This is a genomic window from Streptomyces sp. NPDC001848 (genome assembly GCF_042891915.1).
Classification (GTDB): Bacteria; Actinomycetota; Actinomycetes; order Streptomycetales; family Streptomycetaceae; genus Streptomyces.
The window spans coordinates 100,643-115,771 of record NZ_JBIATP010000007.1; the positions used below are offsets into that span (position 1 = coordinate 100,643).

General features: G+C 70.1%; 6 protein-coding genes. 2 read left to right on the top strand and 4 right to left on the bottom strand.

Features of this window, described 5'->3' with window-relative positions:
• Positions 1-10: 10 nt before the first annotated feature.
• The 4 genes from ACFYZJ_RS15970 to ACFYZJ_RS15985 all read right to left on the bottom strand — a co-directional run bounded on the left by ACFYZJ_RS15970 (position 11) and on the right by ACFYZJ_RS15985 (position 11,665).
• A complete protein-coding gene (locus tag ACFYZJ_RS15970) occupies positions 11-445 on the bottom strand; it encodes a DUF3291 domain-containing protein (RefSeq protein ID WP_388567854.1) in 435 nt (144 codons plus the stop codon).
• Complete coding sequence (locus ACFYZJ_RS15975) at positions 442-7,017, bottom strand: type I polyketide synthase (protein WP_388567857.1); 6,576 nt, start codon at positions 7,015-7,017, stop codon at positions 442-444. Before ACFYZJ_RS15975 ends, ACFYZJ_RS15970 begins: the two co-directional genes overlap by 4 nt.
• Before the next feature lie 59 nt (positions 7,018-7,076).
• Entirely contained in the window at positions 7,077-10,259 is a 3,183-nt protein-coding gene (locus ACFYZJ_RS15980) for a type I polyketide synthase (RefSeq protein ID WP_388567859.1), read from the bottom strand.
• 380 nt (positions 10,260-10,639) lie between these two features.
• Positions 10,640-11,665 carry a zinc-binding dehydrogenase gene (locus tag ACFYZJ_RS15985; RefSeq protein ID WP_388567862.1) on the bottom strand — a complete coding sequence of 342 codons (1,026 nt, stop codon included), beginning with the start codon at positions 11,663-11,665 and terminating at the stop codon, positions 10,640-10,642.
• A 600-nt stretch (positions 11,666-12,265) separates the two neighbouring features.
• Here ACFYZJ_RS15985 and hemL point away from each other — a divergent pair.
• Both hemL and ACFYZJ_RS15995 read left to right on the top strand, forming a co-directional pair.
• A complete protein-coding gene (gene hemL / locus ACFYZJ_RS15990) occupies positions 12,266-13,645 on the top strand; it encodes a glutamate-1-semialdehyde 2,1-aminomutase (protein WP_388567865.1) in 1,380 nt (459 codons plus the stop codon).
• A 67-nt stretch (positions 13,646-13,712) separates the two neighbouring features.
• On the top strand, positions 13,713-15,119 hold the full coding sequence (locus ACFYZJ_RS15995) for an MFS transporter (protein ID WP_388567867.1): 1,407 nt from the start codon (positions 13,713-13,715) through the stop codon (positions 15,117-15,119).
• The last annotated feature ends 10 nt before the right edge of the window (positions 15,120-15,129 follow it).

Sequence of the window (15,129 nt, forward strand, 5' to 3'; positions counted from 1 at the left end):
GTTCGTCCTTTCAGGACAGAGGCGGCGGGAAGGGGCGCCGGAACGTGAAGGCTTCCGACGTCGGTCCCTTGGCGTTGAGCATCCCGAGCCGGGCCATGCTCTCATCGACGTCGGGGAGGCTGCCCGCGGGCAGCCACCACAGGACCGACGGGGCGCCGCGCGGCGGCTTGAACCATTTCCGGCGCATCCGCAGGGAGTCGGCGTGCTCGCCGCCGTAGGTGAAGTCCCGAAGCGCCTCCAGGGTCTCCCACACCGAGATGTTCAACATGTACGGGTCTTCGGGGAGATCGAACAGGGATTCAAGTCGGAAGACGAACCCCGGCGCCTTGCGGGCAAGGGCGTCGACGGTCAAGGCCAGCTCATGGAAGTCGGCGAGGGTCTCCGACTTCAGCGAGTCAACCGCATAGAGGATGTTCGCCTGGGCGAGGTGATAGTGGCCGCTCATCGCCTGGAAGCCTCCTGGGGGGTCGGCAGGTAACCCGTCTCGATGAGGTAGTCGATGTTCGCGGCGAGCATCCCGGCGGTCACCGGGGGGCAGGACACGCCGACAGACCCGAGCGTGTCGCGCGTGGCGGCGCACTCGAATGTCAGGTTGCCGTGGCCATCGGGGTTCAGGGCGATCTCGGAGAAGGCCTCCAGCACCGGGTAGGCGGCGTTGTCCGGATCGCTGCGCACCATGTCGGCCCACAGCCCCGGCGGAAGCTCCGCCAGGGGGTAGCCGCGGGCGGTGAGGCCGGCGATGACCGTGGCGAAGGGCACCCGGTCCGGGTTGGACAGATGGAATGTCCCGCCCAGCGACTGCCCGTGGCAGGCCAGGGCGGCAACGGCCGCCGCCGCGTAGTCGACGGGGATGATGTCGCTGGTCAGCTCGGTCACGGGGGCCGCGCCCGCCTGGACGCAGCCCTTCACGACACGCCAGAGCAGGTCCTCTGCCCGGCATACCCCGGTCTCGTGGTGGCCCAACACCCGCGACAGCCGGTACGTCGAGACGGGCAGGCCGCGTTCGCGCGCGATGGCGACCAGCCCCTCCGCGACCCACATGCTCTGCTCATAACCATGCGACAGGGCCGAGAACGGGCCGGTGGGCGAGTCCTCGGCCAGCGGCTGCCCGTCGAGGCCCGGCTGCGCGAAAACAGCGAGCGTCGAGACGTGGTGCACCGGCACCGTCCGGTGCCGTGCGGCCAGCCGCAGCACGTCCTCGGTCCCGGTTGCGTTCGCGGACTCGAGGTCCTGGTCACGGTAGGGCACGTCGACGACGGCGTCGCAGTGGAAGACGCCGTCGGCCGTCTTCGCCAGCGCGTCGAACTCGTCCTCCGTCAGGCCGAGGCGGGACTTGGTGATGTCCCCCGGCACCGGAACCAGCCGGTCGGACACGTCATCGTCCCAGAGCCGGTATCGACGCATCGTCTCCCGCAGCCCTGCCGCGCCCTCGTCGGCGTCGGCCGCCGGGACCAGGCAGTGCAGGATGGCCGACGTCCGGTCGAGCAGTTCGCGCAGCAGAAAGGCGCCGAGGAATCCCGTTCCGCCGGTAACGAACAGGTGCTTGGCGTCCGCCAGGGACGCGGGGGCAGAGTCCGCGGCGGGAACGATGTCGTCGGCCAACCGCACGTGCGCCGGGGACGCCGCCTCGGCCGGCGCCCGAGGCGTCTCCTCCTCGCCGGTCAAGATCGCGGCGATACGGGCCGCGAGCCCGTCGGGCGTCGGCGTCTGGAAGACGGCGTTGGCCGACAGGTGCCCGGTCAGCCCGAGCAGGTGCACGAGCCGGTTGCGGAGTTCGAGAGACGCCAGGGAATCGAAGCCGAGCGACATCAGCGGCAGGTCGGGGGCGACGTCGTCGGCGGAGGAGAGGTTCGCGACCTCGGCCGCGTGCTGGGCGACGATCCGGACCAGTTCGGCATGCCGCCGCTCGGCGGGCAGGCTGGTGAGGTATTCGCGAAGCCGCTCGCGTTCTCCCGCACTGGAATCCACCTTCACCGCGCTCTTGGCCTGGCGAAGCCGCGGCGCGTCCCGGACCATGTCCCGGAGCATCGCCGGGATGAGTCGGGCGTCGAGTCCCCGGGTCAACCGGATGCGGCAGGGGATGGCGAGCGGGGCGTCGGCGGCGCGGGCCGCGTCGAACAGCGCGCAGCCGTCGTGGGCGTCCAGCGGCAGCAGTCCCCACCGGGCGAGCCGGGCGTGGTCCACCTCGGTCAAGGCCTCGGTCATGCCGGTCTCGAGTTCCCACGGCCCCCAGGCCAGCGAGATGCCCGGCAGCCCTCGCGCCCGTCGGTGGTGCACCAGTGCGTCGAGGAAGGCGTTGCCCGCCGCGTAGTTGGCCTGCCCCGGCGTGCCGAGGACACCCGCCACCGATGAGTACATGATGAAAGCGGACAGCTGGCGGTCCCTCGTCAGCAGGTGCAGGTTCACGGCGCCGTCCACCTTGGCGCGCATGACGCGCTCGATCTGAGCGTCGGTGAGCGTCTCGATGGTCCCGTCGTCGAGGACTCCGGCCGCGTGGATCACCGCCCCGAGCGGCCGGTCGGCCGGGATGGAGCTCAGCAGCTCGGACACCGCGTCGTAGTCGGCGACGTCGCAGGCCGCGACCTGGGCGGATGCCCCGAGTTCGGCCAGCTCCGAGACGAGTTCGCGGCACCCGGGGGAGCTCTCGCCGCGTCGGCCGGCCAGTACCAGGTGACGGATTCCGTGCTCTGCCGCCAGATGCCGCGCGAGCAGCCCGCCGAGTCCGCCGGTTCCCCCCGTGATCAGCACGGTCCGATCCGGGTCGGCCAGCGGCGGGGCCGCCGACTCGGTGCGCAGCGGACCGATCCGCGGCGTGCTCAGGTGACCGCCGCGGATCGCGATCTGCTCCTCCGCGGTCTGCAGGGCCAGCGGCAGCGCGCCGGCCGACGACGGCTCGTCGTCGAGGTCCACCAGGACGAACCGGCCGGGATACTCGGCCTGAGCTGTTCTGACCAGGCCCCATACCGAGGCGCCTGCGAGATCGGCCACGTCCTCGTCGGGCACCGTGCCCACCGCGCGGTGGGTGATCACCGCGAGCCGGGCCGGGGAGTCCCCGGTGGCGGCCAGCCACTCCCTCATCCCGGACAGCACCTGCCGTACGTCGTCGACAGCCGAACGGGCCAGGCCGACGGCGGCGTCGCGGCCGCGGGCGCCGACGGGGTCGGTGGCGGGGTCGGGTTCGGTGGCGGGAGAGACATCGAGCAGCACCACACCTGGCCGGCGAGCGGCCGACGCGGCATCCTGGCAGGTGCCGAACTCGACTCCGGCGTCGGCGAGCAGGCGGCCCAGGGCGTCGCCGCCAGTGGCGAGCACCCAGAGCCCCCCGTCGGACTTGGCGTCGGCCGGAGGGGCCAGGGAGGTCCAGCGGACCGCGGACAGCGCCTGCGCCGTCCCTCGCAGCAGGGACCCGGCGGGCCGGAAGGCCAACGTCGCGATCCGGCCGACCGGGTTCCCCGCCTCGTCGGCGAGATCGACGCTGAATTCGGCGTCGCCTGTCGTCGTGATGCGCGCGCGGACCGCGGGGACGCCGAATGTGTACAGGCCGACCCCCGTCCAGGTGAACGGCAGGACCGCTTCGTTCTTGAGCGCGTTCTTGTCGGCCATCGCGGCGAGGCAGCCGTGCAACACCGCGTCGGCCAGTGCCGGATGCAGGCCGTACTGCTCGGCGTCCGGGGCGGTCTCCGCAGGCAGGCGCGATTCCGCGAAGAATTCGTCGCCGCGCCGCCACAGGCGCTTCAGGCCGCGGAAGGCAGGGCCGTACAGCATCCCGGCCCGGTCTGCCAGGTCGTAAACGGCGTCCACGTTCATCGGCTCCGCACCGGCCGGCGGCCACTCCGCGAACCCGTCGGCCGGCGGCTCCCATGACGGGGACAGCACGCCGGTCGCGTGGCGGGTCCACTCGCCGATGCCACCGCGTCGGGAGTGCACGCTGACGCGGCGCCTTCCCTCGTCGTCCACCGTGTCGACGGTGAGCTGGACCTGGACGGTGTCATCGTCGGGCAGCACCAGCGGGGCCTCGAGGACGAGCTCGTCCACCCATTCGGCACCCACCTGCTCCCCTGCCCGCAAGGCGAGTTCCAGGATGGCGGTACCGGGGAGGATCACCTCCTCTCCGACGACGTGGTCCGCCAGCCACGGATGACTGTCACGCGACAGACGGGCGGTGAACAGGTGCCCGTCCGTATCCGCGAGCTGCACACCGGCACCGATGAGCGGGTGCGTGGGACGCTCGAGTCCGGCCGCCGCGAGGTCGGTCAGCCCGGCGCGCGGCGATTCGCTGAGCCAGTAGCGTTGGCGTTGGAAGGGGTAGGTGGGCAGGGGGATGCGGCGGGGCCGGGCCGGGGCGAAGTAGGTGTTCCAGTCGACCGGGACCCCGTGGACGTGGGCCTGGGCCAGGGAGGCGGTCATACGGTCCGGGCCGCCGTCGTCACGACGCAAGGTGCCGACCACCACGGCATCGGCTCGTGCCGCCTCGATCGTGCCTTCCAGCCCGAACGCCAGCACCGGATGCGGACTGACCTCGATGAACACATGATGACCTGCTGCCAGCAGGCTGCGCGACGCCGCCTCGAACTCCACCGGCCGACGCAGATTGCGCCACCAGTACTCCGCATCAAGCAGCTCATGACCGACCAGATCCCCGGTCACCGTCGAGAACATCGGCACCGACCCCGCCCGCGGCCGCACCCCCGCCAGCGCATCCAGCAACTCCGCCCTGACCGGCTCGACATGATCGCTGTGCGACGCGTAATCCACATTCACGGCACGCGCACGAACACCAGCAGCCTCACACTCCGCCTGCAACTGCGCGACCGCCTCCGGATCACCGGACACCACCACCGACTCCGGCCCGTTCACCGCAGCCACCGACAACCGCGACCCCCACCGGGCTACCCACTCCCGCGCCCGCGCCGCCCCCAGCCCCAACGACAGCATCGCCCCACTGCCCAGCAGCGGCACCAACGCCTGACTACGCCGCGCCACCACCCGAGCCCCGTCATCCAGCGACAACGCCCCCGCCACACACGCCGCAGCGATCTCCCCCTGGGAATGCCCCACCACCGCCGCCGGCTCCACCCCGTACTCACGCCACACCCGGGCCAGCGACACCATCACCGCCCACAACACCGGCTGCACCACATCGACCCGGTCAAGACTCGGCGCCCCCACCGCACCCGCCAGCACATCCGCCAACGACCACGACACATAACGCCCCAGCGCCTCACCACACTCCGCCAGACACTTCGCAAACACCGGCGAAGACTCCGCCAAAGCCACCGCCATCCCAGGCCACTGCCCCCCCTGCCCCGGGAACACGAAAACCGGCCGCGGATCCACCCACGCCGTCCCCCGCACCACCCCCGCAGCCGACTCCCCACGCGACAACGACACCAGCCCGGACACCAGCTCCTCACGACCAGAACCCACCACCACCGCACGGTGATCAAACCGCGACCGCGTCACCGCCAGCGAAAACCCCACATCCTCCGGCCGCTCAACCTCCACCACCCCAAGCAGCCTCCCCGCCAACTCCCGCAACGCCCCCTCACCACGCGCCGACACCACCAACGGCGTCACCGACTGCACCACCCCCGACGCCACCCCCGACGCCACCCCCGACGCCACCCCCGGCGCCACCCCCGGCGACTCCTCCGGCGACTCCTCGATGATCACGTGCGCGTTCGTCCCACTGATCCCGAACGACGACACCCCACACCGCCGCGGCCGATCCCCCCGCGGCCACTCCACCGACTTCGCCAGCGGCACCACCCCGCCGCCTTCCCAATCCACATGACGCGACGGCGACGAGAAATGCACCAACCCAGGCAGCACCTCATGCTGCAACGCCATCACCATCTTGATCACCCCCGCCACACCAGCAGCAGCCTGGGAATGACCAATATTCGCCTTCACACTCCCCACCCATAACGGCCGCCCCACCGGACGGTCGGCCCCGTACGTCCCGATAAGGGCGCCTGCCTCGATCGGGTCTCCGAGCGTGGTGCCGGTCCCATGCGCCTCCACCGCGTCCACATCGGCGGGCGCCAGGCCGGAGGCTCGCAGGGCGTCCCGGATGACCCGTTGCTGCGATGGCCCGTTCGGCGCCGTAAGGCCGTTGCTCGCGCCGTCGGAGTTGACCGCGGACCCGCGGATCACCGCAAGGACCCGATGACCGTTCGCCCGGGCATCCGACAACCGCTCCAGGAGGAGAAGCCCGGCGCCCTCGCCCCAGCCCGCCCCGTCCGCGCTGTCGGAGAACGGCTTCGACCGGCCGTCGGGTGACAGCGCGCCCTGCCGTGACATCTCGGTGATCACACGCGGGTGGGACATCACCGTCGCGCCGCCCGCCAGCGCGAGCGAGCACTCGCCGCGGCGCAGCGATTCGGCCGCCGTGTGCAGGGCGACGAGGGACGAGGAGCACGCCGTATCGATCGTGATCGCCGGCCCCTGCAGTCCCATCGTGTAGGCGATCCGGCCAGAGGCGACGCTTGTGAGTTCGCCGGTCAGCAGGTACCCCTCCGCGTCATGCGGCGGGGACTGCAACGGGACGCTGTAGTCCTGGTAGATCACGCCGGTGAAGACGCCGGTGCGGCTGCCGACGAGGGTGGCCGGGTCGATGCCGGCCTGCTCAAAGGATTCCCACGCGCATTCGAGCAGCAGCCGCTGCTGCGGGTTGATGGCAGCTGCCTCCCGCGGCGTGATCCCGAAGAACCCCGCGTCGAAGTAGGCGGCGTCCCGCAGGAACCCGCCCTCGCGCACGTAGGTCGTTCCAGGGTGATCCGCATCGGGGTGGTAGAGACCGTCGGTGTCCCAACCACGGTCGGAGGGGAACGGCCCGATCGCGTCGCCACCGGCTGCCACCAGCTCCCACAGGTCTTTCGGCGACATCACACCGCCGGGGAACCTGCACGACATCCCGATGATCGCGATCGGCTCGTTGATCCTGGCCTTGAGTCGCTCGTTCTCCTTCAGCGACTCGCGCAGTGCTTCGACTAACTCTTCAACCGACGTGTTCAACGTACCCCCAGAGCATGGGCGATCACGGGAATAAGCAGCTGATGGCTGATCAGCCGATGTCACTTGGGCGCTTGCTTGCGCAGCGCGAGCCGCACGAGCTCATCGCCGTCCATGTCGTCAAACGTGCGCTCGCCGCGGGCAGCGGGCACCGGGGCGACGCCGTGGTCGACGCCGTGGTCGGCGTCGTGGTCGGCGTCGCCGGGGCTGCCCGGGCCGAGCTCGGCGAGCAGGTAGTCGGCGAGCTCGCGCGGTGACGGGTAGTCATAGACGAGGGTGGTCGGCAGCCGGAGCCCCGTCGCGGCGCACAGCCGGTTACGGAGTTCCACGCTGGTCATCGACTCGAACCCCAGCGTCTTGAACGAGAGGTCCGCCGCTACCAGAGCCGGCGCTTCCAGGCCGAGCACGGCGGCGATCTCGCCCGCCAGCAGATCCCACACGTCGCGCGGGGCGGTGACTGATCCACCGCCCGCGGCCGGCGGCTCCTGTTCGACGGTCGCCGCCGCGGGTCCGACGCCGTCGGCTGGATCCCGGCCGGCCGCGGACAGATCGGGAGCGGTGAGCCAGTAGCGTTGGCGTTGGAAGGGGTAGGTGGGCAGGGGGATGCGGCGGGGCCGGGCCGGGGCGAAGTAGGTGTTCCAGTCGACCGGGACCCCGTGGACGTGGGCCTGGGCCAGGGAGGCGGTCATACGGTCCGGGCCGCCGTCGTCACGACGCAAGGTGCCGACCACCACGGCATCGGCTCGTGCCGCCTCGATCGTGCCTTCCAGCCCGAACGCCAGCACCGGATGCGGACTGACCTCGATGAACACATGATGACCTGCTGCCAGCAGGCTGCGCGACGCCGCCTCGAACTCCACCGGCCGACGCAGATTGCGCCACCAGTACTCCGCATCAAGCAGCTCATGACCGACCAGATCCCCGGTCACCGTCGAGAACATCGGCACCGACCCCGCCCGCGGCCGCACCCCCGCCAGCGCATCCAGCAACTCCGCCCTGACCGGCTCGACATGATCGCTGTGCGACGCGTAATCCACATTCACGGCACGCGCACGAACACCAGCAGCCTCACACTCCGCCTGCAACTGCGCGACCGCCTCCGGATCACCGGACACCACCACCGACTCCGGCCCGTTCACCGCAGCCACCGACAACCGCGACCCCCACCGGGCTACCCACTCCCGCGCCCGCGCCGCCCCCAGCCCCAACGACAGCATCGCCCCACTGCCCAGCAGCGGCACCAACGCCTGACTACGCCGCGCCACCACCCGAGCCCCGTCATCCAGCGACAACGCCCCCGCCACACACGCCGCAGCGATCTCCCCCTGGGAATGCCCCACCACCGCCGCCGGCTCCACCCCGTACTCACGCCACACCCGGGCCAGCGACACCATCACCGCCCACAACACCGGCTGCACCACATCGACCCGGTCAAGACTCGGCGCCCCCACCGCACCCGCCAGCACATCCGCCAACGACCACGACACATAACGCCCCAGCGCCTCACCACACTCCGCCAGACACTTCGCAAACACCGGCGAAGACTCCGCCAAAGCCACCGCCATCCCAGGCCACTGCCCCCCCTGCCCCGGGAACACGAAAACCGGCCGCGGATCCACCCACGCCGTCCCCCGCACCACCCCCGCAGCCGACTCCCCACGCGACAACGACACCAGCCCGGACACCAGCTCCTCACGACCAGAACCCACCACCACCGCACGGTGATCAAACCGCGACCGCGTCACCGCCAGCGAAAACCCCACATCCTCCGGCCGCTCAACCTCCACCACCCCAAGCAGCCTCCCCGCCAACTCCCGCAACGCCCCCTCACCACGCGCCGACACCACCAACGGCGTCACCGACTGCACCACCCCCGACGCCACCCCCGACGCCACCCCCGACGCCACCCCCGGCGCCACCCCCGGCGACTCCTCCGGCGACTCCTCGATGATCACGTGCGCGTTCGTCCCACTGATCCCGAACGACGACACCCCACACCGCCGCGGCCGATCCCCCCGCGGCCACTCCACCGACTTCGCCAGCGGCACCACCCCGCCGCCTTCCCAATCCACATGACGCGACGGCGACGAGAAATGCACCAACCCAGGCAGCACCTCATGCTGCAACGCCATCACCATCTTGATCACCCCCGCCACACCAGCAGCAGCCTGGGAATGACCAATATTCGCCTTCACACTCCCCACCCATAACGGCCGCCCCACCGGACGACTACCGCCGTAGGTGGCCATGAGGGCCAGTGCCTCTGCCCGGTCACCGGCCCTGGTCCCCGATCCGTGTGCCTCCACCGCGTCCACATCGGCAGGCGACAGGCCGGCATTCGCCAGCGCCCGGACAATCAGCCGTTCCTGCGCGGGAGCGCTCGGCACGACCAAGCCCTCGGTCGCGCCGTCGGAGTTGACCGCGGAGCCGCGGATCACCGCGAGGACCCGATGGCCGTTCGCCCGGGCATCCGACAGCCGGGCGAGCATGACCATGCCCGCCCCCTCGGACCAGGCCGTGCCGTCCGCGTCAGCGGAGAAGGGCTTCGGCCGGCCGTCCGGCGCGAGCCCCTGCTGCCTGGTGAACTCGGTGAACAACCCCGGCGCGGGCATGACCGAGACGCCGCCGGCCAGCGCGAGGTCGCATTCCCCGGCCCGGAGCGCCTGCACCGCCAGGTGGATCGCGACCAGAGAACCGGAGGAGGCCGTGTCTATCGTGATCGCCGGCCCGACGACACCCAGCGTGTAGGCGATCCGGCCGCTGATCGCGCTGGGTGTGGTCCCGGTGAGCATCAGCCCGGAGGAACCTTCCGGCGCCAGATGCATCGGCGGCCCGTATTCGGTCGACAGCCGCGCCGCGAACACTCCCATGTTCATCCCGCTCACCGATAGCGGGTCCAACATGGCGTGTTCGCATGCCTCCCACGACACTTCGAGCAGGATACGCTGCTCGGGATGCATGGCGACCGCTTCTCGCGGCGATATGCTGAAAAACGCGGCGTCAAATTCGGCGGCGTCGAGGAACCCGCCCCGGTCCACTGAGCTGGAACCGGCCCGAGCGGGATCCGAGCGGAGACGGTCGAGGTTCCAGTCCCGGTCGGCGGGAAAATCGGAGAGGGCCTCGGAGTCCGCCGTGAGGAATTCCCACAGTCTTTCTGGAGATTCCAGTCCCCCGGGGTACCGACACGCCATCCCGATGATCGCAATCGGTTCCGTCACTATACCGTTTGCCGCTAAATCGGACATCTTCCCCTCCCGCCGGAGGCCAACTGCAATAAAGCCACCGACTACACTAGTTGCCACTAGCAGTTAATTTTTAGACTAGGTGATCGCGCTCTTGAGGGTCAACCCAACCATCTTCAAGGAAGAGTCAAGTGGAGCGCCGGGGTGGGCGCTCCATCAGCGCCAGTTTCGCCACCCAAGATCCGCTTTGCGCCGGTCGCACGTGCGCCGCACCGGCGGCGACCAAATGGCGCTCAAGCGGCAAGTCGGTCACAATAATGACGGGAAAACAGCTGAGCCGCCGCGCCCCGGCGGGAAGACAAATCAGAAGCCCGACGGCATGACGGCGAAATCACCGGCGCCAGGCACGTGACGGCCGTCGTGAACCGATCAACCGACGACGGTTACAGCGTGATGACGACTTTCAGGCCGGTGCGGCGCTGGGCGGCGGCGAACGCGGCAGGCGCCTCGGCCAGCGGGAACCGGGACGTCACCAGGGGGTCGAGCGTCACCACGCCGCGCGCGGCCAGGTCGATGGCGCGCGGGTAGACATCGTTCGACCGGCGCACCATCGCGATGGTCAACTCCTTGCCGCGGGCGAGTGAGGCGCGGAACGTCGTCGTGTCCGAGCCCGGGATGCCGCCGAGCACCACGCGCCCGCCCGGTCGTACGGACTCCATGGCGATGCGCACCCCGTCGTCGTTCCCGACCATTTCGAATGCGACGTCAACTCCGCACAAGGAAAAGTCGGGATCTGTCGCCGCTGGAGCGGGAGTCGACGTGGATGCAGGGGCGCGAGACGGGTCGAGGGTTTCGTCGGCGCCCCACTTGGCGGCGGCTTCGCGGCGGTGCGGGAGTGGCTCGACCGCGATCAGGCGGGACACCCCTGCCGCCCGCAGCAGTTGGATCAGCAGCAGGCCGACCGGGCCACAGCCTACGACCGCCACCGTGCCGCCGAACGGCACCTGTCCCAGGTCCAGTGCCCACAGCGCGACGCCCAGGGGCTCCAGCATCGCGCCGCCCACGTCGGATATCGAGTCGGGCAGCGGGTGCAGCCGATGCGACGGCCACGGCATGACCTCGCGCATCATCCCGTCCGTCGCCCCGTTCCCGGAGAACCTGATGTTGTAGCACAGGTTCCGGCGCCCGTCCCGGCACGCCCGGCACGTTTCGCACGGGATCGCCGGGTCGATGGCGACCCGCTCCCCGCGCCGCGGCCCGGCTACGATCTCGCCGGCGCCCTCGTGCCCGGGCACCAGCGGCCGCTCCAGCTTCGCGTCACCGATCGAGCCGTCTTCGTACCAGTGCAGGTCCGACCCGCAGATCCCCACCGCGGTCACCCTCACCAGGGTGTCACCCGCGCCGACCTCCGGCGCGGGCTCGTCCCCGACCCGAAGGTCCGCGATCCCGTGAAGCCTCGCTGTCAGCATTCGGCGGACTATATCGGGGAGATCGTGGAGTGTCACGGCGTGCCGATAAGTTCGAGTCACTCACGGCCCCTACGGCGAGATTCCGCCAAATCGCTCTGCCACGCTGCGTGTTACCGGACCAGCGAGTTGCAACGACCTCCAGCAGCGGCTGGAGTTCGGCGATCTGGTACGTCTTCTCGCCAAGGTTCCAGCTGCGGATCCTTCCACCTGGGTCACGCCCCTCACCTACCCACAATGCGCAGACCCGCTGACGCCGCGGCATTACCCTCTGCCAGGAAGTCTCATTGGGGTATCCACGGGAATGGCGCAGGAACGACCACCCGCGCGGCGTCCTGCGCCGTATACCTGAATCAGTCCGGTGGGCCCAGTCCTAGACTGCCGATATGGCTGCTCCATCCACTCCGACCGTCCGCCCCCGCCGCTTACGGGGAACGTCGGCGATACGCCAACTCGTCGCAGCGACCCACAAACTCCCGCTGCACACGGCTGGATCGACCGGGACCGGGCGATTCTGGAGACTGTCACCGGCATCCCCGCGCCGGACGCGGACGCGGTGCTCACCTACCAGGCCGTCGAACTCGCCACGAGGCTGATCGAACGATGAGCATGACACCAAGCAATGAGTCCCATTTCGCCCGGGCGCAGAAGGTCATCTCGGGCGGGGTCAACTCGCCGGTGCGCGCATTCCGGTCGGTCGGCGGTGCGCCCCGCTTCATCGTCTCCGCCTGCGGCCCCTACGTCACAGACGTCGAAGGGCGCGAGTACGTCGACCTCGTCGCCTCCTGGGGACCGGCGATCCTCGGTCACGCTCACCCGGAGGTCGTCACCGCGGTTCAGGACGCCGCATCCCGGGGCCTCTCGTTCGGCGCCACGACCCCGGCCGAGACAGAGCTGGCCGAGCTTGTCGTCGAACGGCTCGGCGGCACACGTGCGGCAGGCGGGCTCATCGACGAGTTGCGTCTCGTCTCCACCGGCACCGAGGCGACCATGACCGCGATCCGCCTGGCGCGCGGCTTCACCGGCAAGCCGCTGTTGGTGAAGTTCGGCGGCCACTACCACGGCCACTCCGACGGTCTCCTCGCCGCCGCGGGCTCCGGCGTGGCCACCTTCGGCCTGCCCGCCTCGGTCGGCGTTCCCGAGCCGATCGCCGCGCAGACCATCGTCCTGCCCTACAACAACCTCGCCGCGGTACGGGCCGCTTTCGCGGCCCACTCGGGACAGATCGCAGCAGTGATCGTTGAAGCGGCAGCCGCGAACATGGGGGTCGTCGCACCCGACCACGGATACAACGCCGCTCTCGCCTCGATCGCCCACGAGAACGGCGCCTTGCTGATTCTCGATGAAGTCCTCACCGGGTTCAGAGTCGCCCCCGACGGTTACTGGGGTCTGGAAAGGACGCGTTCCGCAGAGCCCTACGACGTTGACCTGGTCACCTTCGGCAAAGTGATCGGCGGCGGCATGCCCGTAGCCGCAGTCGGCGGCAGAAGCGACATCATGGGATACCTCGCCCCGGACGGCCCCGTGTACCAAGCCGGGACCCTGTCCGGGAACCCGCTGGCCGTCGCAGCCGGCCTCGCCACTCTCCAGCTCGCGGACCAAGAGACCTACACCCGACTCGACCAGGCCAGCGGCACGATTCGGGCAGCGGTGTCCGACGCCCTCACGGAAGCCGGCGTGGCCCACACAGTTCAGTCCGCCGGCAACCTGTTCTCCATCTTGTTCTCTCCGGAGCCGGCTCGGGACTACGAAGCCGTACAGGCGCAGGAGACCTTCCGGTTCCCACCGTTCTTCCACGCCATGCTGGAACACGGAGTCGCCCTGCCGCCAAGCGTCTACGAAGCATGGTTCGTCACGGCCGCCCACGACGACCGCGCCATCACCAAGATCATCGACGCACTTCCAGATGCTGCCCGCGCCGCGGCCGAAGCTCGCCCGGACCAACTGTGTGTCCGCCAAACTTCCTGGAATTCCGGCCAGTGACGAGTCATCGGATGATGGCAGACACGCTACTCGTGATGGCCAAAGTGGCTCTGTACGGTGACGAGACGTGATAGCACACAACACGGAGTCTCCTGCCGTCACGCGCGCCGACAGCCGGCGGTGGCGGATCCTGGCGGTCGCGTCGGCCGCGCAGTTCCTCGCCATCCTGGACCTGTTCGCGGTCAACGTCGCCTTCCCCGCGCTGGAGCGAACGTTCCATGGCACCAGCCTGTCCGAGGTGTCCTGGGTGCTCAACGCCTACACCATCGTGCTCGCGGCCATGCTGGTGCCGGCGGGGAGGCTGGCGGACGACATCGGCCGCAAGCCCGCGTTCCTGCTGGGGATGACCTTGTTCGGGGTGGCTTCGCTGAGCTGCGCCGCTTCCCCGGTGCTTGCCGCGCTGGTGGCGGCTCGGGTCGTGCAGGCCGTGGCGGGTGCGATTCTCATACCGACCTCTCTCGGCCTCGCGCTTCCCGCCTTCCCCCAGCGTGAACATGCCACGGTGATGGGCATCTGGACCGCGGTCGCCGCGGCCGGCGCCGGAAGCGGCCCGGTGATCGGGGGGCTTCTGCTGGCCGCCGGGTGGCAGTGGATCTTCCTGATCAACATTCCCGTCGTGGCGGTCGCGGTGCTGGCCGGACGCCGTGTGCTCCCGGCATCCCCGCGGGGCGTCCGCGAGCGCCTGGACCTGCCGGGGGCGGCACTGGTCCTGGCCACCGCGGCCGGCCTGACGACCGTGTTCACGCAGGCCCCCGTCTGGGGATACGGTTCCGAGGCCATCCTCGGGTGCGCCACGGCGACCGTCCTGCTGGGGGCGCTGACCGTGCGCCACCTTCGCCGGACCCCCGATCCGGTGATCAGCTTCGATCTTTTCCGGCACCGGCTGTTCACTGTCGCGGTCAGCGGCGTGTTCCTGTACTACCTGGCGTTCGCCGCGATGATCCTGGCGGCCACACTCTTCTTCACCGGTCGCTGGCACTACTCGGTCGTGGCCGCGGCGCTGGGCATCGCCCCGATGCCTGCCAGCACCATGGCGACGGCACTGCTGTCCGGCCGTATCGTGGCCCGCGTCGGCGCGCGGATCTCGGCGGTGCTGGGCGGGCTGGCCCTCGCGGCAGGCTGCGGCTGGTGGGCACTGACCGCGACGGACCGGCCGGAGTACCTCGTCGTGTTCCTGCCCGGCGCGATACTCGCCGGTATCAGCACCGCGCTGTTGCAGCCGCCGCTGTTCGGCTCGGCGGCCACATTGCCGCCCAACCGGATCTCGCTCGGCAGCGCGGCGCTCATGATGTCCCGGCAGATCTCATCGGCCCTCGGTGTCGCGGTCCTCACCGCGATCCTCGGGCACCAGGCACTGCACGGCTTCCGCGTCGCCTGGTTGGCCATGTGCGCGGCCGCACTGGCGTCAGCGGTCACCAGCGCCTGGTTCCGTGACAATCCCGGGGTGCGGGCGAATGCCCGTTCGGCGGAATGAGGCGGGCCCA

Bases quoted from the DNA above. Each gene is read 5' to 3' on its own strand.
- ACFYZJ_RS15970 (WP_388567854.1), bottom strand. From the start codon at position 445: ATGAGCGGCCACTATCACCTCGCCCAGGCGAACATCCTCTATGCGGTT.
- ACFYZJ_RS15980 (WP_388567859.1), bottom strand. From the start codon at position 10,259: ATGTCCGATTTAGCGGCAAACGGTATAGTGACGGAACCGATTGCGATC.
- hemL (WP_388567865.1), top strand. From the start codon at position 12,266: ATGAGCATGACACCAAGCAATGAGTCCCATTTCGCCCGGGCGCAGAAG.
- ACFYZJ_RS15985 (WP_388567862.1), bottom strand. From the start codon at position 11,665: ATGCTGACAGCGAGGCTTCACGGGATCGCGGACCTTCGGGTCGGGGAC.